The 19,210-nt window shown below is 72.9% G+C and carries 19 protein-coding genes; 10 read left to right on the forward strand and 9 right to left on the reverse strand.

The features are described 5' to 3' along the window. Nucleotides 1–40 precede the first annotated feature (40 nt). Complete coding sequence (locus ACWGJM_RS09465; RefSeq protein WP_453411067.1) at nucleotides 41–1,579, forward strand: NCS1 family nucleobase:cation symporter-1; 1,539 nt, start codon at nucleotides 41–43, stop codon at nucleotides 1,577–1,579. A gap of 18 nt (nucleotides 1,580–1,597) precedes the next feature. Here the strand turns inward: ACWGJM_RS09465 and ACWGJM_RS09470 are convergent, their stop codons facing one another. From ACWGJM_RS09470 to ACWGJM_RS09480, 3 genes are all read right to left on the reverse strand, one after another. Continuing rightward, entirely contained in the window at nucleotides 1,598–2,269 is a 672-nt protein-coding gene (locus ACWGJM_RS09470) for a hypothetical protein (RefSeq protein ID WP_453411068.1), read from the reverse strand. A gap of 127 nt (nucleotides 2,270–2,396) precedes the next feature. Beyond that, nucleotides 2,397–3,233 (reverse strand): class I SAM-dependent methyltransferase, encoded by an 837-nt coding sequence (locus ACWGJM_RS09475; protein ID WP_453411069.1) that lies wholly within the window; start codon nucleotides 3,231–3,233, stop codon nucleotides 2,397–2,399. Further along, nucleotides 3,230–4,231, reverse strand: coding sequence for a carboxymuconolactone decarboxylase family protein (locus ACWGJM_RS09480; protein ID WP_453411070.1), 1,002 nt, complete (start codon nucleotides 4,229–4,231; stop codon nucleotides 3,230–3,232). The genes ACWGJM_RS09475 and ACWGJM_RS09480 overlap by 4 nt, the downstream gene beginning before the upstream one ends. Before the next feature lie 166 nt (nucleotides 4,232–4,397). Here ACWGJM_RS09480 and ACWGJM_RS09485 point away from each other — a divergent pair, with 166 nt between their 5' ends. After that, entirely contained in the window at nucleotides 4,398–5,510 is a 1,113-nt protein-coding gene (locus ACWGJM_RS09485; protein WP_453411071.1) for a sensor histidine kinase, read from the forward strand. Beyond that, complete coding sequence (locus tag ACWGJM_RS09490; protein WP_453411072.1) at nucleotides 5,507–6,181, forward strand: response regulator; 675 nt, start codon at nucleotides 5,507–5,509, stop codon at nucleotides 6,179–6,181. The genes ACWGJM_RS09485 and ACWGJM_RS09490 overlap by 4 nt, the downstream gene beginning before the upstream one ends. Here the strand turns inward: ACWGJM_RS09490 and ACWGJM_RS09495 are convergent. Next, nucleotides 6,178–7,128 carry a glycoside hydrolase family 11 protein gene (locus ACWGJM_RS09495; RefSeq protein WP_453411073.1) on the reverse strand — a complete coding sequence of 317 codons (951 nt, stop codon included), beginning with the start codon at nucleotides 7,126–7,128 and terminating at the stop codon, nucleotides 6,178–6,180. The two genes, ACWGJM_RS09490 and ACWGJM_RS09495, sit on opposite strands and share 4 nt — an antisense overlap. 234 nt (nucleotides 7,129–7,362) lie before the next feature. On the opposite strand from ACWGJM_RS09495, the gene ACWGJM_RS09500 reads away from it, so the two are divergent. From ACWGJM_RS09500 to ACWGJM_RS09515, 4 genes are all read left to right on the forward strand, one after another. Beyond that, nucleotides 7,363–9,174: a gamma-glutamyltransferase family protein gene (locus tag ACWGJM_RS09500; protein ID WP_453411074.1), complete on the forward strand. Its 1,812-nt coding sequence runs from the start codon at nucleotides 7,363–7,365 to the stop codon at nucleotides 9,172–9,174. A gap of 103 nt (nucleotides 9,175–9,277) precedes the next feature. Continuing rightward, nucleotides 9,278–10,135 carry an inositol monophosphatase family protein gene (locus tag ACWGJM_RS09505; protein WP_453411075.1) on the forward strand — a complete coding sequence of 286 codons (858 nt, stop codon included), beginning with the start codon at nucleotides 9,278–9,280 and terminating at the stop codon, nucleotides 10,133–10,135. 108 nt (nucleotides 10,136–10,243) lie between these two features. Continuing rightward, nucleotides 10,244–11,653: a phytoene desaturase family protein gene (locus tag ACWGJM_RS09510; protein WP_453411076.1), complete on the forward strand. Its 1,410-nt coding sequence runs from the start codon at nucleotides 10,244–10,246 to the stop codon at nucleotides 11,651–11,653. Next, nucleotides 11,650–12,159, forward strand: coding sequence for an O-acetyl-ADP-ribose deacetylase (locus tag ACWGJM_RS09515; RefSeq protein ID WP_453411077.1), 510 nt, complete (start codon nucleotides 11,650–11,652; stop codon nucleotides 12,157–12,159). The genes ACWGJM_RS09510 and ACWGJM_RS09515 overlap by 4 nt, the downstream gene beginning before the upstream one ends. Before the next feature lie 18 nt (nucleotides 12,160–12,177). Here the strand turns inward: ACWGJM_RS09515 and ACWGJM_RS09520 are convergent, their stop codons facing one another. Continuing rightward, nucleotides 12,178–12,444, reverse strand: coding sequence for a hypothetical protein (locus ACWGJM_RS09520; RefSeq protein ID WP_453411078.1), 267 nt, complete (start codon nucleotides 12,442–12,444; stop codon nucleotides 12,178–12,180). On the opposite strand from ACWGJM_RS09520, the gene ACWGJM_RS09525 reads away from it, so the two are divergent. Both ACWGJM_RS09525 and ACWGJM_RS09530 read left to right on the forward strand, forming a co-directional pair. Then, the gene (locus ACWGJM_RS09525; protein WP_453411235.1) at nucleotides 12,439–13,908 is read left to right on the forward strand and encodes an AlkA N-terminal domain-containing protein; all 1,470 of its coding nucleotides are present in this window, start codon (nucleotides 12,439–12,441) and stop codon (nucleotides 13,906–13,908) included. The two genes, ACWGJM_RS09520 and ACWGJM_RS09525, sit on opposite strands and share 6 nt — an antisense overlap. A 96-nt stretch (nucleotides 13,909–14,004) precedes the next feature. Continuing rightward, nucleotides 14,005–14,490, forward strand: a complete 486-nt coding sequence (locus ACWGJM_RS09530) for a methylated-DNA--[protein]-cysteine S-methyltransferase (protein ID WP_453411079.1) — start codon at nucleotides 14,005–14,007, stop codon at nucleotides 14,488–14,490. On the opposite strand, the gene ACWGJM_RS09535 is transcribed toward ACWGJM_RS09530, so the two are convergent. The 4 genes from ACWGJM_RS09535 to ACWGJM_RS09550 all read right to left on the reverse strand — a co-directional run bounded on the left by ACWGJM_RS09535 (nucleotide 14,487) and on the right by ACWGJM_RS09550 (nucleotide 17,405). Then, on the reverse strand, nucleotides 14,487–15,227 hold the full coding sequence (locus ACWGJM_RS09535; protein WP_453411080.1) for an SIR2 family NAD-dependent protein deacylase: 741 nt from the start codon (nucleotides 15,225–15,227) through the stop codon (nucleotides 14,487–14,489). The two genes, ACWGJM_RS09530 and ACWGJM_RS09535, sit on opposite strands and share 4 nt — an antisense overlap. A gap of 57 nt (nucleotides 15,228–15,284) precedes the next feature. Continuing rightward, entirely contained in the window at nucleotides 15,285–15,674 is a 390-nt protein-coding gene (locus tag ACWGJM_RS09540; protein ID WP_453411081.1) for an SseB family protein, read from the reverse strand. 135 nt (nucleotides 15,675–15,809) lie between these two features. Further along, nucleotides 15,810–16,304 carry an NUDIX domain-containing protein gene (locus ACWGJM_RS09545; protein WP_453411082.1) on the reverse strand — a complete coding sequence of 165 codons (495 nt, stop codon included), beginning with the start codon at nucleotides 16,302–16,304 and terminating at the stop codon, nucleotides 15,810–15,812. Further along, nucleotides 16,305–17,405, reverse strand: a complete 1,101-nt coding sequence (locus tag ACWGJM_RS09550; protein WP_453411083.1) for an ADP-ribosylglycohydrolase family protein — start codon at nucleotides 17,403–17,405, stop codon at nucleotides 16,305–16,307. A 192-nt stretch (nucleotides 17,406–17,597) separates the two neighbouring features. Between ACWGJM_RS09550 and ACWGJM_RS09555 the strand changes: the two genes are divergently transcribed. Continuing rightward, entirely contained in the window at nucleotides 17,598–18,716 is a 1,119-nt protein-coding gene (locus ACWGJM_RS09555; protein WP_453411236.1) for a glycerate kinase, read from the forward strand. Nucleotides 18,717–19,210 lie beyond the last annotated feature (494 nt).

Below are 19,210 nucleotides of genomic sequence, written 5' to 3' on the forward strand. Positions count from 1 at the left end.
CACGGCCTCTCCCGTCCCACCTCGTTCGATTGGCCTGCCCATGACCGATACCGCTCCCACCGCCATACCGCCGACCTCCCAAGTCACCCTCGCCGACGGCCGGGTGGAGATCGCCCCCGGTGCGCCGCAGCCCAGCGGCCCCTACGCCAACGAGGACCTGCTCCCGGTCCCGGTGGCCGGACGCACCTGGACCACCTACAACTTCTCCGCGCTGTGGGTGGGCATGGCCCACAACACGGCCTCCTGGACCCTCGCCTCCGGGCTCATCGCCGTGGGCATGGACTGGAAGCAGGCGGTGTTCACCATCGCCCTGGCCAACCTGATCGTGCTCGTGCCGATGCTGCTCACCGGGCACGCCGGGCCCAAGTACGGCATCCCCTTCCCGGTCTTCGCCCGCGCCTCCTTCGGTGTGCGCGGCGCCAACCTGCCCGCCGTGGTACGGGCGTTGGTGGCCTGCGGCTGGTTCGGCATCCAGACCTGGATCGGCGGCGAGGCCATCTACTTCCTCGCCGGGAAGCTGATCGGCGACAGCTGGTCGAACGCCTCGCACATCGGCGGCTACGCCTGGACCATGTGGCTGTCGTTCGTGATCTTCTGGGCGATCCAGGTCGCGATCATCTACCGGGGCATGGAGACGATCCGCCGCTTCGAGAACTGGGCCGCGCCCTTCGTGCTGGTCGGCGCCTTCGTGATGCTGTGGTGGATGAGCGACAAGGCCGGCGGCCTCGGCCCGCTGTTCGACCAGCCGTCCAAGCTGGGCTGGGGCGGCGACTTCTGGAAGCTGTTCTGGCCCTCCCTCATGGGCATGATCGGTTTCTGGTCCACGCTGTCCCTGAACATCCCGGACTTCACCCGGTACGGAAAGAGCCAGAAGGCGCAGACCTGGGGCCAGGCGCTCGGCCTGCCGACCACGATGACCCTCTTCGCGTTCCTCTCCGTGCTGGTGACCTCGGGCTCGCAGGCGGTGTACGGCAAGCCGATCTGGGACCCGGTGCAGCTGGCCGCGCAGACCGACAGCGTGGTGGGTCTGCTGTACGCGCTGGTGACCGTGCTGGTGGCGACCCTGTCCGTCAACATCGCGGCCAACCTGGTCTCGCCGGCCTTCGACTTCTCCAACATCGCGCCCCGCAGGATCAGTTTCCGTACCGGCGCCCTCGCCACCTGTGTGCTCGGCGTGCTGATCTTCCCGTGGAAGCTGTACTCCGACCCGCAGGGCTACATCTTCACCTGGCTCGGCCTGGTCGGCGGTCTGCTCGGCACGGTCGCCGGCATCCTCATCGCCGACTACTGGATCCTGCGCCGCACCCGGCTGGACCTCACCGACCTCTACCGCACGGGCGGCCGGTACTGGTACGAGGGCGGCTGGAACTGGCGGGCGGTCGTCGCCTTCGTGGCGGGCGGTGTGCTGGCCGTGGGCGGCGCCAGCTTCAAGCCGCTGATCGACGGCCGGCCCGTCCCGGCGCTGTCCTCGCTGGCCGACTACGGCTGGGCGGTGGGCCTGGGCACCTCGCTCGTGCTCTACCTGGCGCTGACGCTGCTGACCGGGCGGAAGGACGCCACCGCGGACCCCGTGGTCTGACGAGCGGCCGGAGGGCGGTCAGCTGGTCCTGCCGCCCTCCAGGGCCCGTACCGCGTCCTTGGCGGCCTTGATGGCCCCCTTGTTGATCTCGTCCGTACCGGGCGCCTTCTTCGTCTCGAAGTCGCTGCCGTTGTACGTGACCACCACCAGCGCGTTGGAGACGCGTACCAGCACCGTGCCCTCACGCGTCTGCTGCTTGTCCTCGGTGGTCAGGTTCACCACGGAGTACCCGGCGTCACCGACGCCCGGAACATCACCTCCGCCGCTTTTCTCCGTTGTGCGCTCCTTGTACTCCTTCTGTGCCGCCTGGTCCGAGTCGGTTATCTCGAAGGACACGTCGAGCCAGCGGTAGTCGTACCCCTTGAGCGCGTTCCAGGAGCAGGTGCGGCGCAGCTTGGTGTCGGTGGACGGGATCTCCTTGCCGGCCGTCTTGGCGCCCGGCACCAGCGACTTGACCGTCGCCGCCGTCACGCTGCCGCAGGGCGCGGGCGCGTCGGCGTACGTCGTCGACGCGGCCGTCGACGACGGTGCCGAGGGCGACTGGGTGGCCGTCTTCTGGGCGGCCGGCTGGTGGCCGGCGGTCGGCGCCGGGGCGAACGGACCGGACGCCAGCGCCCAGCCGGCCGTGGCCAGTACGGCCACCGGCGACAGGCGCGCGGTCAGGGCGAGCGGCAGAGGAAGAGGGGGCACGGCGCACTTCTCGTGGGGGAGGGTTGTGCGGATGGGGGGTCCGCACCGCGGGCGGGGCGCCAGTCTCACATGAGTCCCTGTGAGACGGAAGCGAAAACTCGCTCCGTACCTGTGCGATCACTGAGACTCACCGCTGACGGGCAGTCGGCGCGCGGTTCGCGGTCACCAGCCAGACCCCGCCGCGCAGCCGCACGCCGTCTGGAGTCTCGTACGGGCGCAGGGACTCCTCGAGGGCGGCGCGGGTGCCGGCGGGCACGGTGCGGCCCGGTGTGCGGGACAGGACGAAGCCGACCGCGTCCGCCGCGTCCTCGCCCCACACCGTCTCCACGGTGACCGGTGTGATCTCGACGTCCTCCCAGCCCTCCAGCACCGTCCGGATCCGGTCCGGGCCGGAGAGGGACGGCATGGCCGCGAGCGCGGCGGCGGTCTCCGGATCGGGTTGGTCCAGGAGTTCACCGAAGAGACGGAAGGCCTTCGCCTCCTCGGTCCGCGGGCCGGCCGGCTGGGGGCACACGAACGCCAGCCGGCCGCCCGGCATCAGCGCCCGCGCCAGATTGCGGAAGGCGGCCGCGGGGTCCGCGAAGAACATCACGCCGCCCCGGCTGATGATCACGTCGTAGCCGCACGCCGGGAACGGATGGACCTGTGCGTCCGCCTCCCTGTACGTGACGTTCGGGATCTTCTCGGCGGCCGTCAGCCGCTGGGCCCTGCGCAGCAGCGGGGCCGAGATGTCGACGCCGTCCGCGTGCCCGCGCGAGGCGAGCCGGGCGGCGATCCGGGTCGTGGCCCCGGCGCCGCAGCCGACGTCGAGGACACGGTCGCAGGACGCGATGGCGGCCGCCGCGAACAGCGCGTCGTTGACGTCGGCCAGCAGCGCGTCGTAGCGCTCCTGGTGGGCGGCCCAGTGGGCCCCGACGGCGCCGTTCCAGGCCTGCGCCTGGCGGGAGTCGGCGACTGTGGTCATGACCTCTCCTGGACGGTGTGCGGGGCGAGAGCGCTCTCGATCCGGTCCACGGCCGCGAAGGCGCCGTACGCGACGAGACGGACCAGGCAGCGGTCGGTGTACTCGGGCCCGCGCCAGGCGGCCACGTCCTCGTCCGTGATGCGGTACGGCGCGAGAGCGGCCAGCAGCGCCAGGCGGGCCCCGGGCCGCTCACGGCGGTGCGGGAAGCCGCGGAGCACGGCCGGCGGGTGCGATCCGTCCCAGTCCTCCACGGTCTGCCGTACGAGGTCCCGCTCGTGCGGGTCGAGGAGGCCGGCGCCTGCCTGTGCCGCCGTTCGCAGGGCCGCGTAGGCGGGGCCGACGGGCGTCGCCGCCGCCCAGTCCGGGCCGGGGCCGGTGTTCGCGAGCAGGGGCAGGGCCGCTCCGGGCGCGGCATCGCGGCGCACGGTACGGCTCAGTGAGCGGCCCGCGAGGCTGCGTACGGCCCGGAAGCGCTGGGCACCGCCCGGCAGGAGCTGCTCGGTCAGCAGCGCGGAGACGACGCGGTTGATGAAGTGGAAGGCGAGGGCGGTGCCCAGGTAGCCGGGGGCGTGGTCGTCCGGAAAGGGGTACGGCCGCAGGCCGGCGCCCGGGACACGGGTGGCGAGGCCCCAGTCGAGCAGGCGGGCGTGCTCCGGGGTCTTCGGGTCCTCGTCCCGGGCGAGTTGCTCGGCCAGGGCGTGGTCACCGGTGGCGTGCAGCAGGACGGTGTGCGCGTCCAGGCAGAACGGGCACTTGTTGGCGAGCGACACTCCATAGGCCGCGAGTTCCTTGCCGGTGCGGCTGCCGGGTCCCGCGATCAGTGACTCACGCATCAACGCCCATGTGGGAGCGAGGAGTTCGGGTGCGGAGGACAGGACCACGAAGGTCGGTGGCCGGTCGATGCCGAAGTCGTCCGCGATCTGCCGGTAGACCTCGGCGACCCGGCCGGTGGCCGACTTGGGCGACGGCGGCTGTGTGTGACGGAACGGTGTGGGCATGCGCAGCAGCATGCGCGGCCGGGGCGGGCGCGGTCGTCGTACGGGCGAAGGCACTCGGGCCTACGACGCCGGGCCCGGCGCGGCGCCGGGCTACTCCGTGGGGAGTAGCCCGGGAGCCGTCCACGGGTCTGACGCCGTCGTCGGTGCGACCGTCTACTGTGCGTGCATGAGCGGGCACTTCGTCACACGCAGGCGGCTCGCCGACGCGGCCCTGGCGGTCGTCGTCGGCGCCATCGTCGTGGCCACGGCCGCCTTCGACCCGGACACGCGGCCCGTCGACTACGCGCTCGTCGCCCTGAGTTCGGGCGCGCTGGCGTTCTACCGCACGGCCCCTCTGGCCGTTCTGGCGGTCGCCACGGCGAGCGGCTCGGCCTACGTCCTGCACGCCCGCCCGGGAGCTCCGTCCGCCCTGCCCGTCCTCGCCGCGGTGCACACGGCGGCCCGCGCCGGACACCGGGGCTACGCGGCCGCGGCGGGCGGTGCCTTCCTGGCGGCGTCCGTCGCGACGGCCCCGACGACGCAGGAGGCCGTCGAGAAGGGCGCGCTGCTCGCGGGCTGGTTCCTGTGCGCGGTGGTCACCGGGCTGGCCGACCGCAACTGGCAGGCGTATCTGCGCCAGACGGAACAGCGCGCGGTGGAGGCGGAGCGGACCAGGGAAGAGGTCGCGCTGCGCCGCGCGGGTGAGGAACGGCTGCGCATCGCCCGGGAGTTGCACGACTCCCTCACCCACAGCATCTCCATCGTCAAGCTCCAGGCGGGCGTCGCCGTCCACCTGGCCCGCAAACGCGGCGAGGAGGTGCCGCCCGCCCTGCTCGCCATCCAGGAGGCCAGCGGCGAGGCGATGCGTGAACTGCGCGCCACGCTGGAGGTGCTGCGCAGCGACGAACCCACCGGCACGCCCGCGCTGCTCGTGGAGCGCGCCCGCGCGGCCGGCCTCGCCGTCGACCTGACCGTGACCGGCACCGAACGCCCGCTCGCCGCGGCCGTCGACCGGGCCGTCTACCGCATCGTCCAGGAGGCCCTCACCAACGCGGCGCGGCACGCCGGAGAAGCCAAAATACGCGTCGGACTCGACTACGGGGACAGGGAGTTGACGGTCCGGGTGGACGACGAAGGCATCGCCGATCCGGCCCGCCCGCCGGAGCCCGGCACCGGCCTCACCGGTATGCGCGAACGCGTCACCGCCCTCGGCGGCACCCTGCGTGCCGCCCCGCGCGCGGAGGGCGGCTTCTCGGTACATGCCCGACTGCCCCTGGAGTCGCCGGGGGAGACGGCGTGATCACCGTGGCCCTCGTCGACGACCAGGCGCTGATGCGCGCCGGATTCCGCGCCCTCCTCGACGCCGAGGACGGCATCGAGGTGGTGGGCGAGGCGGCGGACGGCGCCCAGGGACTGGAACTCGTCCGCGCGCGCGTCCCCGACATCGCTCTCGTCGACGTGCAGATGCCGGTCATGACGGGCATCGAGGCGACCCGCCGGATCGCCGCCGACCCCGCCCTTTCGGCCGTCCGCGTGGTCATCCTCACCAACTACGGCCTCGACAGTTACGTCTTCGAGGCGCTGCGCGCGGGCGCCAGCGGCTTCCTCCTCAAGGACACCGAGCCCGCCGACCTCCTCCAGGCCATCGAGGTCGTCGCCCGCGGCGAGGCTCTCCTCTCCCCGTCCGTCACCCGCACCCTGATCGGTGAGTTCGCCGCCCGGCCCCCCGACCGGGCCACACCGCCCGCCCTGGACTGCCTCACCCCGCGCGAACGCGAGGTCACCGCCCTCGCGGCCCGCGGCCTGACCAACGAGGAGATCGCCGCCCACATGGTCGTCAGCCCCTTCACCGCCAAGACCCACGTCAGCCGGGCCATGACGAAGCTCGGCGCCCGCGACCGGGCCCAACTCGTTGTGTTCGCCTACGAGTCGGGCCTGGTCACGGCACGCGGCCGACAGGAACGGCGCTAACCGCCGCTACAGGAGACCGTCGGCCAGGTCCAGGTGCCGTTGGTCTGGATCGTCACGCCCCAGTTGTTGCCGTTGCCGTTGGGTGTGGCGGTCAGTAGCTGGCTGCTGGGGTAGGTGGCGTTGATGTTCCAGGTGGCGATGATCTTCTCGGGTGACGGGACGTTCATCGTGACCGTCCAGTTGCCCGAGCCGCTGACGGCGACGTTGAGGTTGTAGCGGTCGCTCCACGCCGTGCCCGCGGACGGGGTCGCCGTGCAGCCACTGCCGCCACCGCCACCCGACCCGCCGCCGGAACCGGCGTCGCTCAGCGTGATGCTGGAGTTGCCGCTGCTCTGGTATCCCTCGGTGGCGAGGATCTGGTAGTTGAAGGTCCCCAGGTTCATCCCGTAGCGGGCCCAGGCGTCGAAGTGGCTGGCCGCGGTGATGGTGCCGCCGGTCCGCTTCGACTGCCGGACGCTCCAGTACTGGTTGAAGGTCCGCGTGCCCTCGATGGAGGGGGCGTTGTACCGCGTCGTCTCGTAGATGTCGTACGTGCCGCCGTCGGTGGTGACGGTGCCCTTGTACGTGCCGGTGGGCCGGTAGGTGCCCCAGTTGTCGACGACGTAGTACTCCACCAGCGGGTTGGTCGTCCAGCCGTAGAGGGACAGGTACGCGTTGCCGGACGGGTTGAAGCTGCCCGAGTAGTTCACCGTCCGGCGCGCGCCGGTGGCCCAGCCCTTGCCGGCGACGAAGTTCCCGCTGTTGCTCCATGAGGTGCTGTAGCTGCCGCCGGAGCCCAGGTTCATGGAGGTCGATCCGCCGCCGTCGGTCCAGAACGAGTAGAAGTAGCCGTTGTTGGTGCCGGTCTGGTTCGAAGTGATCACCGTGTCGGCACGTGCGGTGCCGGCGAGGACCAGCGCGGCCACGACGGCCAGCGCGAGGGCCCAGGCACTCCTGAGTGTGCGCATACGTGCTTCCTCCTCTCTGACAACGGCGCCAGTGTTGGTCTGCCCCTGCCGAGCGTCAATAGTTTCGGTGAATATTTCGAAATGTTCGCGTGGGAAAGGAGTCGTTGATCAGTGCCGTTTCCTGGGACGTTGCCATGCGGCGGCCTGTAGATCGAAATACGAAGCGATGGCTCCGAAACATTCGAAGTTCTGCGTCCAGACGACCTCGCGGGGCAACTCGATAGCCTGCGCCGTATGTTCACCACCCGGCCCACCCTCCAGGGCACCTTCGGCATGGTGTCGTCCACGCACTGGCTGGCCTCGCAGACGGCGATGGCCGTGCTGGAGGACGGCGGCAACGCCTACGACGCGGCCGTGGCGGGCGCCTTCGTGCTCCACGTCGTCGAGCCGCACCTCAACGGACCCGCCGGCGAGGTGCCGATCCTGCTCGCCCCGGCAGGCGGCGAGGTCCGCGTGCTGTGCGGGCAGGGCGTGGCGCCGGCCGGGGCGACGGCCGCCCACTACAGGGGTCTCGGTCTGGATCTCGTACCCGGTACGGGACCGCTCGCGGCGGCCGTCCCCGGCGCGTTCGACGCCTGGATGCTGCTCCTGCGCGACCACGGCACCAAGTCCCTCGACGACGTCCTGAAGTACGCCGTCGGATACGCCGAGCACGGGCACGCGCCCGTGGAGAACGTCGTCGCCACCGTGGAGACCGTACGGGAGCTGTTCGAGACGGAGTGGACCTCCTCGGCGGAGCTGTACCTCCCCGGCGGCCGGGTACCCCGGACCGGCGAGCTGCTGCGCAACCCCGCGCTCGCCGCCACCTGGAAACGGCTGCTCGCCGAGACCGCAGGGGCCGGGGACCGCGAGGCGCGCATCGAGGCCGCGCGCGAGGTGTGGCGCACGGGCTTCATCGCCGAGGCGCTCGTCCGGCAGGCCGCCCGGCCCACCCTGGACGCCGGCGGCGGGTGGCACACCGGAACGCTCACCGCCGCCGACCTCGCCGGGTGGTCCGCGAGCTACGAGGCGCCGGTGACGTACGACTGGAACGGCTGGACCGTGTGCAAGGCCGGCCCCTGGAGCCAGGGCCCCGCCCTCCTCCAGCAGCTCGCCCTGCTTCCGCCCGGGCTGCCCCCGTACGGCTCCGCCGACTACGTCCACCTGCTCGTCGAGGGCTGCAAACTCGCCATGGCCGACCGGGAGGCCTGGTACGGCGACGCGGCAGAGGTGCCGCTCGGCACGCTGCTGTCGCAGGCGTACAACGCCGAGCGGCGACGGCTCGTCGGTCCGGAGGCCTCGTACGAGCTGCGGCCCGGCAGCCCCGGCGGGCGGGCGCCCCGGCTGCCCGTCCACGCGCGCGTGACGGCCGACGCGGAACCCGGATTCGACCCGCTGGGCGTCGGCGAGCCCACCGTGATGAAGATCCCGGGCGAGCCCGGGATCACCGCCCACGGCGGCACCCGCGGCGACACCTGCCACCTCGACGTCGTCGACCGCTGGGGAAACATGATCGCCGCCACGCCCAGCGGCGGCTGGCTCCAGTCCAACCCGGTCGTCCCCGAACTCGGCTTCCCGCTCGGCACCCGGTTGCAGATGACCTGGCTGGAGGAGGGCCTGCCGAACACCCTCACCCCCGGCCGCCGCCCCCGCACCACCCTCACCCCCTCCCTCGCGCTGCGCGACGGCGTGCCCGTCATGGCCTTCGGCACCCCCGGCGGCGACCAGCAGGACCAGTGGCAGCTGCACTTCTTCCTGGCCGTCGCCCTGCGCGCCCCCGTCCGCGGCGGCCTCGACCTCCAAGGCGCCATCGACGCCCCCAACTGGCACAACGACAGCTTCCCGAGCTCCTTCCACCCCCGCGGCAGACGCCCCGGCAGCGTGACCGTCGAGTCCCGCCTCGACCCCGGGACCGTCGAGGAACTCCGGCGCCGCGGCCACGACGTCACGGTCGGTCCCGCCTGGTCGGAGGGCCGCCTGTGCGCGGTGGCCCGGGATCCGGAGAGCGGGATCCTGTCGGCGGCGGCCAATCCGCGGGGAATGCAGGGGTATGCGGTGGGGCGGTGACACCGCCTCTTCCGCAAGGTGACACCCCGCTTCTTCAACCCGATTCCACCCGGCGTCCACCAACCCGGCGGGGATTGTCAGTGCCACGTGCTCTCATGGAGGCATGATCGGACACACGGAAACCATCGACGAGTTTCTCGACACGTTCCTCACCCGCCACGCGGCCGACGTGGAGGAGGCGATCCGCAAGGCGGCGGCCGCCGAGATCCTGCCCCGCTTCCGCCGGCTCGCCGCGCACGAGGTCGACCAGAAGAGCGGACCGCACGACCTGGTCACCGACGCCGACCGCCTGGCGGAGCTGTACCTCACGGACAGGCTCGGCGCGCTGCTGCCCGGCTCCGTCGTCGTGGGCGAGGAGGCGGTGCACGCCAACCCGGCGACGTACGAGGCGATCCAGGGCGACGCGCCGGTCTGGATCGTCGACCCCGTCGACGGCACCCGGCAGTTCGTGCACGGCGAGGACGGCTTCTGCACACTGGTCGCGCTCGCCCACCGAGGCGTCACACTCGCCTCCTGGACCTACGCACCCGCCCTCGACCAACTGGCCACCGCCGCACGGGGCAAGGGCGCCTTCCTGGACGGCGAGCCGCTGCACGCCGGCACCCCCGACCCCGGCCGGGACCTGCGTGTCGCCACCTCCCACCCGGACTACACCACGGACGAGCAGAAGCGCGCCCTGCTCGGCCTGTGGACCCCGGGCGTGGCCCCGCGCCCGTGCGGCTCGGCGGGCCTGGAGTACCTGGCCCTCGCCCGCGGCGAGTTGGACGCGACCGCCTTCTCCTGGGAGGCGGCCTGGGACCACGCGGCAGGCCTGCTGCTGGTCGAGGAGGCGGGCGGCGACCACCGCACGCTCGCGGGCGAGCCGTTCCGCATCACGGGCGGCAACGCCCTGCCCTTCACCGCCGCCCGGGACACGGCCACGGCCCGCCGCGTGGTGGAAGTGCTGCGCACCTCGGCCTGACCGCCCCGTCACCCGGCCGAACCCACCCGCGCCGGGCACTGTCGGTGCCCCGGCATATGCTGAGGCCGAGTGGCCATCGGCTGACGAAGGGGTCCCAAGGTGCCGTCGATGCTCGATGCGGTCGTGGTGGGTGCGGGACCGAACGGCCTGACGGCCGCCGTGGAGCTGGCCCGCCGCGGCTTCTCCGTCGCCCTCTTCGAGGCCCGCGACACCGTGGGTGGGGGAGCCCGTACCGAAGAGCTCACCCTGCCCGGCTTCCGCCACGACCCCTGCTCCGCGGCCCACCCCCTCGGCATCAACTCGCCCGCCTTCCGTGCGATGCCCCTGGAGCGGTACGGCCTGCAATGGCTGCAACCCGACCTGCCCATGGCGCACCCCTTCCCGGACGGCACGGCCGCCGTGCTGGCCCGGTCCGTCGCCGAGACGGCCGCCTCCTTCGGGCCGCGCGACGCGGGCGCGTACCGCAGGCTGGTCGAGCCGTTCCTCAGCCGGTGGGACACCCTGGCCCGCGACTTCATGTCGCTGCCGCTCACCGCGCTGCCCCGTGACCCCGTCACCCTCGCCCGGTTCGGCCTGGCCGGGCTGCCGCCCTCCACCTGGCTGATGCGCCGCTTCCGCGACGAGCGCGCCAAGACCCTCTTCGCCGGTCTCGTCGCCCACGTCATGGCCCCCCTCGACGGCTTCGCCACCGGCGCCATCGGCCTGGTCTTCGCGCTGTCCGCGCACGCCCGCGGCTGGCCCGTGGCCCGCGGCGGCTCCCAGTCCATCTCCGACGCCCTCGCCGCCTACCTCGAGGACCTCGGCGGCACCGTGCACACCGACTACGAGGTCAAGCGCCTGGACGACCTGCCGCCCGCCCGCGCGTACGTCTTCGACACCTCGCCCACCGCGCTGGCCCGCATCGCCGGCTTCGGCCGCACTTACGACCGCTACCGCTACGGCCCCGGCGTCTTCAAGATCGACTACGCGCTGGACGGCCCGGTGCCGTGGACCGCGCCCGAGGCACGCCGCGCCGGCACGGTGCAGATCGGCGCGAACAGCGCGGAGATCGGCACCGCCCTGCGCGCGGTGTTCCGGGAGGGCCGGGCACCCGACCCGCCGTTCCTCATCACCGTGCAGCCCGGCGTCGCCGACCCCACCCGGGCCCCCGAGGGCAAACAGGTCTTCTGGGCGTACGGCCATGTGCCGCACGGCTGGACCGGCGACCTCACGGACGCCATAGAGCGCCAGCTGGAGCGCTTCGCCCCCGGTTTCCGCGACCGCGTCCTTGCCCGCGCCACCGCCGGCCCGCCCGAACTGGCCGCCCGCAACGCCAACTACGTCGGCGGCGACATCGCCTCCGGCGCGGTCTCCGGGCTACAGCTCCTGCTGCGGCCCAGACTGTCCCTGTTCCCGTACCACACCCCGCACCCGGCCGTCTTCATCTGCTCGTCGGCCACCCCGCCGGGGCCCGGCGTGCACGGCATGTCGGGGCACAACGCGGCCAAGGCCGTGTGGAGGAGGCTGCGGCAGTCATGACCACCATCACCCTCGTGCGCGGCGACATCACCCGGCAGACCGCCGACGCGATCGTCAACGCGGCCAACTCCTCCCTCCTGGGCGGCGGAGGCGTCGACGGCGCGATCCACCGCCGCGGCGGCCCCACGATCCTCGAGGAGTGCCGGAAACTCCGGGCCTCCCCCTACGGCAAGGGCCTGCCCACCGGCCAGGCGGTCGCCACCACGGCCGGTGACCTGGACGCCCGCTGGGTGATCCACACCGTCGGCCCGGTCTGGTCCTCCACCGAGGACCGCTCCGAACTGCTCGCCTCCTGCTACCGCGAATCACTCAGGGTGGCCGGTGGACTCGGCGCCCGCACGGTCGCCTTCCCGGCCGTCTCCACCGGCGTCTACGGCTGGCCGATGGACGACGGCGCCCGCATCGCGGTCGAGACGGTCCGCGCCACGGACACGACCGTCGAGGAGGTCCGGTTCGTCCTCTTCGACGAACGGGCGTACGAGGCATTCACCCGGCGACTCGGCTGACGGAGGCCGCGGTGGCGCTCAGACGGTGAGAAGGACGTTGATGCCGACGCCGATCGCGACCGCCGCCAGGACCACCCAGGGCCACATGGGACGCTCCTTGGCCGGCTTCCATCCGGTGGAATCGTCGTCGCACGCCTGGCCCGGGACGACGACCGTGTCGTACGGCTCTTCCTCGCCGAGTCCTGCGATCCGGGCAGACGCAGCACACGCGAGGTCGATGTCGGATTCCCGCCAGCCCGGCCGGGGCGGCTGCGCGATCCTGGACGCATGCAGACAGGGATGCACGCCGACCGGGAGCGCTGTGTGCGCGCCGTGCAGTCGAAGGACGCCCGCTTCGACGGCTGGTTCTTCACCGCCGTCCTGACCACCCGTATCTACTGCCGGCCCAGCTGCCCGGTCGTGCCGCCCAAGCCCGAGAACATGACCTTCTTCCCGAGCGCGGCGGCCTGCCAGCAGGCCGGTTTCCGGGCCTGCAAGCGCTGCCGCCCCGACACCAGCCCCGGCTCCCCGGAGTGGAACCAGCGCGCCGACCTGGTGGCCCGCGCCATGCGGCTGATCGCCGACGGGGTCGTGGACCGCGACGGCGTGCCCGGCCTCGCCGGCCGCCTCGGCTACAGCACCCGGCAGGTCGAGCGCCAGCTCCTCGCCGAGCTGGGCGCCGGCCCGCTCGCGCTCGCCCGCGCCCAGCGCGCCCAGACCGCCCGCCTGCTCATCGAGACCACCCCGCTGCCCATGGCGGAGATCGCCTTCGCGGCCGGATTCTCCTCGATCCGCACCTTCAACGACACCGTCCGTGAGGTCTTCGCCCTCGCGCCCAGCGAACTGCGCGCCCGGGTACCGAAGAAGAACGCCCCCGGCACAGCGGGCACACTCTCGCTGCGCCTGCCCTTCCGCGCCCCGCTCAACCCCGACAACCTCTTCGGGCACCTCGCGGCCACCGCCGTCCCCGGCGTGGAGGAGTGGCGGGACGGCGCCTACCGGCGCACGCTCCGGCTGCCGTACGGCCACGGCATCGTCGCGCTGACTCCCGCGCCGGACCACATAGCCTGCCGCCTCACCCTCAGTGACCTGCGCGACCTGACCGTCGCCATCAGCCGCTGCCGCCGACTGCTCGACCTGGACGCCGACCCGGTCGCCGTCGACGACCAGCTGCGCGCCGACCCGCTCCTCGCGCCCCTGGTCGACAAGGCCCCCGGCCGGCGCGTGCCACGAACCGTCGACGAGGCGGAGTTCGCCATGCGGGCCGTGCTGGGCCAGCAGGTCTCCACGGCGGCCGCCCGCACCCACGCCGCCCGCCTGGTCACCGCGCACGGCAAGCCCGTCGACGACCCCGAAGGCGGCCTCACCCACCTGTTCCCGCCCCCGGAGGCCCTTGCGGCCCTCGACCCGGAGGCACTGGCGATGCCCCGCACCCGGCGCACCACCTTCACCAACCTGATCCGCCAACTCACCGACGGATCACTCCACTTGGGCCTGGAGAGCGACTGGGCCGAAGCCCGCGCCCGGCTGCTCTCCCTCCCCGGCTTCGGCCCGTGGACGGTCGACGTCATCGCGATGCGCGCCCTCGGCGACCCCGACGCCTTCCTCCCCACCGACCTCGGAATCCGGCGTGCCGCCCAGGAGTTGGGCCTGCCCTCCACCCCGGCCGCCCTCACCGCCCGCGCGGGGGCCTGGCGGCCCTGGCGGGCGTACGCCGTGCAGTACCTGTGGGCGACCGACAGCCACCCCATCAACTTCCTCCCCGTATAAGCCCGTACGAGCCCACGCAAGGACCTCCAAGGACCTCCAAGGATTCCAGGACCTCCAGGATCTACCAGGACCTTCCAGGACCACTAAGGACCTCTGATGAAGCAGCACACCGTCATCGACAGCCCCTACGGCCCGCTCACCCTCGTCGCCGACGACGACGGCGTCCTGTGCGGCCTCTACATGACCGACCAGCGCCACCGCCCACCCGAGGAGACCTTCGGCGACCGCGACGACACGCCCTTCGCCGAGGCGCAGGACCAGCTCAAGGCCTACTTCGCCGGGGAACTGAAGGACTTCAGCCTCGAACTGCGCCTGAACGGCACCCCGTTCCAGCGCAGCGTCTGGGAGCAGCTGCGCCGCATCCCCTTCGGCGAGACCCGCTCCTACGGCGAACTCGCCGAGGCCCTGGGCAACCCCGGCGCCTCCCGGGCCGTGGGCCTGGCCAACGGCAGGAACCCGATCGGCATCATCGTCCCCTGCCACCGGGTGATCGGCGCGGGCGGATCCCTCACCGGCTACGGCGGCGGCCTCAACCGCAAGCAGCGCCTGCTGGACTTCGAGCGGGGAACGGCACTGTTCTAGCCCTCGCCGTACTCCTGCGTCATCGCGGACAGCAGCCGGGGCAGCGCCGTGCCGATCGGTTCCCGCACGACCTCCTCGGCGAGTTCGTCGTACGGCGTCGGCTCGGCGTTGACGATGATCAGCCGGGCGCCGTGGTCGGCGGCGACGCCGACCAGCCCGGCGGCCGGCTGCACCTGAAGGCTGCTGCCGACGGCGATGAACACCTGGCAGGCCTTGGAGACCGCCAGGGCGTCACCCAGTACCACCGGGTCGAGCCGCTCCCCGAACATCACGGTCGCCGACTTCAGAACGCCGCCGCACTCCCGGCACGGCGGATCCTCCTCACCGGCCTCGACCCGGGCGAGGGCGTCCTCCATGGGCCCCCGCGCGTGGCAGTTGGTGCACACCACGCTCCGCGCCGTGCCGTGCAGCTCCAGCACCTTGCGGGCGGGCAGCCCGGCGAGCTGGTGCAGCCCGTCCACGTTCTGCGTGATCACCCGCACCGGGAACCCGGCCCGCTCCAGTTCCGCCACCGCCCGGTGCGCGGCGTTCGGTTCCGCCTTCAGCGTCCGGTTCTTCCGCCGCATCTGCCACGACCGCCGCCGGATCTCCGGATCGCCCATGTAGAACTCGTACGTCACGAGCTTCTCGGCCTCCGGATCCCGCCGCCACAGCCCGCCCGGGCCGCGGTAGTCCGGGATGCCGGAGTCGGTCGAGATACCGGCGCCGCTGAGGAGGGCGACGAGGGGCTTGGTCATGGGAGCGAGGGTAGGGCGGGGGACCCGGCGCGGCGAACGGTTATCGGGCGCCGGCGGTCAGGTGAGCCCGGTGAACCGGGGCAGGGCCCGTACCAGGTCGGAGGGGAGGGCGATGCCGTCCTCGGTGGACGGGTCGACCGCCAGCCACAGGTCGTCGTCGGGCCAGTTCGCGGCCAGCTCGACGACCGGGATCCTGATCGCCGTGGCCGGGTCGGCCCCGGCGGCCGCCAGCGAGTCGTCCGAGGTGAAGACGGGGACGTACCGGTTGCCGTCCTGCTCGATCACCGGCAGGGCGAGAGCGCCTTCGGGTGGCTGCTCACCTTCGGGTGGCAGCGCCTGCGGGACCAGGGCGACGCTGTTCGCGAGATCGATCAGCGCTGCCTGGGTGTCCTCGGCCGCCGCGGTCGCGTCGACCTGTGCGTCGCCTTCGGGATGCGGGGTGCTCATGGGATCGTCCTCCTCCATCGCGTCCACGCGCGCCTGCGTCCATATGCGCGCCCGACGGCCCGAGTCCCTGCGCAGCCCGCCCTTAAACCGATCTTGGCCGACAAATGAGATGAATGGGATATATCGGAAGGCCGGTCAGCCGACGCGGTGGCCGTTCTCCAGCTCCGCCGTCCCCGCACCCTCCGCCAGCACGTCCAGGCCGGCGAGGACGCGGCGGCCCAGGGAGCCGGGCAGGTGGGCGGTGAGCTCCTCGCGGGGGACGAGACGCCAGGACAGGAGTTCCTCCTCCTGGAGGCGGATCGCCTTGAAGTCGTCCTCGGCGAGCACTCCGCCGTCGTAGAGGTACGCCACCAGCGGCGGCCGTCCCGTCCCGTGCACCCAGTCCACCGCCAGCAGCCGGCCGAGCTCCACGTCGAGCCCGATCTCCTCCAGCGTCTCGCGGCGCGCCCCCTGGCGCGGTGTCTCCCCGTCGTCCGACTCGACGGTGCCGCCCGGCAGGGCCCAGCCCTCGCGGTAGTTCGGCTCGACGAGCAGTACCCGCCCCTCGGCGTCCCGGAAGAGGGCGGCGGCACCGGCGAGGACACGCGGCAGGCCGGCGATGTACGTGGCGAAGTCTTCGGTGGTGGTCATTCAAGCAGGGTAACCAGACGCCGCCCGCCGGCCGTCCGCCGTGGCCAGGCGCAGGGTGCGTTCCGCCAGCGCACTGATTCGTACGCCGTCGAAGCCGAACACCGCGCTGCGGACGGTGTCCTCCAGTGGGTCCTTCCACTGGGCCGGGATGGCCGCCGCACCGTTCAGGACCCCGGCCACCGACCCGGCCGTGGCACCGTTGGAGTCGGTGTCCAGGCCGCCGCGGACGGTGAGGGTGATGGTGCGGGTGAAGTCGCCGTCGCCGTACAGCAGGCCGGCGGTGAGTACGGCCACGTTCGGGACGGTGTGGATCCAGCCGAGCCCGGCTGTCTCCTCGGACACCGTGGCGAGGGTGTCCTGCCACGTCATCCGGGTCTCGTGCAGGGTGGCGACCCGGCGTACGGTACGGGCCAGGCGGCTGCTCGCCGGGACGACGGTGAGCGCCGTGTCGAGGGCGTGGCGCACGGTCGGGGCGGTGAACGCGGCCGAGATCAGCGCCGCCGCGAACATCGCCGCGTACACGCCGTTGCCGGTGTGGGACAGCACCGCGTCCCGGCGGGCCAGATCGGCGGCACGGCGCGGGGCGCCCGGGCAGGTCCAGCCGTAGACGTCGGCGCGGATCAGGGCGCCGATCCACTCCTGGTACGGGTTGTCGTACGTGGCCGTCAGTGGCGGCTTGAGCCCGTTGGCGAGGTTGCGGTACGTGGCCCGCTCCGCCGTGAACGTCTGAAGGTACGGCAGCCGCAGCAGCCACAGATCGCCGACCTGCTCGGTGCTGAAGTCGAAGCCGTGGGTCTCCAGCAGGTGCAGGCCGAGGATCGCGTAGTCGACGTCGTCGTCGCGGCAGCTGCCGTGGATACGGCCGCGCACGCACTCGCGCCACTCGGGGCGCAGTTCGAGGCCGTCGGTCTCGTCGGCCGGTTCCGGAAGGTAGTCGGTGAGCGGCAGGGCGGCGGCCAGCCGCAGGTAGCGGTCGATGCGGTCGCGCGTCCACACCTCGCCCTGTTCGACCGGCTTGCCGAGCATGTTCCCGGCGATCCGCCCCAGCCAGCCGCCCAGGACGCGGTCGGCGAGTTCCGGCTCGGTGCCCACAGCTGTCATGGCTGAGGTGTACCCGGTTTACCGGGCGCGCACAGCTTGGTGCCAGGAGGTTCCCAGGGTTTTGGCTGGGCATGACGGCGGGGGGCTTCCCCGGTTAAGGTCACAGCGGCGCGACTGGCCCTGACGTGCGACGGGCCCGGAGAGCAAGGGGAATACAAGGTGGCGGACGCTTCTGTGGACGGGACCCGGCGGGTGCTCGTCGCCGCGGACAAGTTCAAGGGCTCGCTGACGGCCGTGCAGGTCGCCGAGCGGGTGACGGCCGGTCTGCGCCGGGTCGTGCCGGACGTCGAGGTGGAGGCGCTGCCCGTCGCCGACGGGGGTGACGGGACCGTGGACGCGGCGGTGGCCGCCAGCTTCGAACGGCGCGAGGTCCGGGTCGCGGGGCCGCTGGGGCAGGACGTGACCGCCGCGTTCGCGCTGCGCGGCGGCACCGCGGTGGTGGAGATGGCCGAGGCGAGCGGGTTGCAGCGGCTGCCGGCCGGGGTCTTCGCGCCGCTCACGGCCTCCACGTACGGCTCCGGGGAGCTGCTGCGGGCCGCGCTGGACGCGGGGGCGCGGACCATCGTGTTCGGCGTCGGCGGCAGCGCGACGACGGACGGCGGGGCCGGGATGCTGACGGCGCTGGGGGCGCGGTTCCTGGACGAGGAGGGGGAGCCGGTCCCGCCGGGCGGGGGCGGTCTGGCCGATCTCGCGCGCGCGGACCTGTCGGGTCTGGACCCGCGGCTGTCCTCGGTCGAGTTCGTGCTGGCCAGCGACGTGGACAATCCGCTGACCGGGCCGAAGGGGGCGCCCGCGGTGTACGGGCCGCAGAAGGGAGCCTCGCCGGACGATGTGGAGGCGCTGGACGCGGCGCTGGCGCACTACGCGAAGGTGCTGGAAGCGGCGGTCGGGCCGGAGGCGGCGGAGTACGCGGCGTCCGCGGGGGCGGGTGCGGCGGGTGGCATCGGATACGGTGCTCTGCTCCTCGGTGCCGTGTTCCGTCCCGGCATCGAGGTGATGCTCGACGTGCTCGGCTTCGCGCCGGCGCTGGCGTGGGCGGAGCTGGTGATCACCGGTGAGGGCTCCCTGGACGAGCAGACCCTGCACGGGAAGGCGCCCGCGGGGGTGGCCGCCGCGGCGCGGGCCGCGGGCAAGGAGGTCGTCGCGGTGTGCGGCCGGCTGGCCCTGCCGCCGGAGGCGCTCGGGCGGGCCGGGATCCGGCGGGCCTACCCGCTGACCGGCGTCGAGCCGGACGTCGCCGTGTGCATCGCGGACGCGGGTCCGATCCTCGAACGCGTGGCCGAGGCCATCGCCCAGGACTTCCTGGCCTGACCCCAGGCGTTCCTCGCCCCCGCCGCCCCTGCCCTTTCCCATCCCCAGGGGCTCCGCCCCTTCAACCCCACCGGGGCTGCGCCCCAGACCCCGGGCGGGGACTGCGTCCCCTGTGCCTCTGCCGTGGTCCCGCCGCAGCGGTCGGCGGCGGCCACCGGCACGCCCGCGCCCCGGCGGGGACTGCGTCCCCTGCACCTTTGCCGGGGCTGCGCCCCAGACCCCCTGCGGGGCTCCGCCCCTGTCCCTCTGCCGGGCTGCGCCCCTGGCCCCAGGCGGGGACTGCGTCCCCTGCGCTCCTCCCGCGGCTGCGCCCCAGACCCCCGGCGGGACTGCGTTCCCTGCGCCTCCCTCAGGGATTTGCCCTCTCTTTTTGGCGTGGGGCTGCGGGCCTGGGGCTCGTCTTGTGCGGGGATTCGTCCTGGGCTGCCGTGTCGGCGTCCTGGACTGGCTCGTAATGGAATGGGCGGGGTTCCTGGCAGGCGGGGGGCGTGCCG

The organism is Streptomyces sp. NPDC054834, assembly GCF_053611185.1.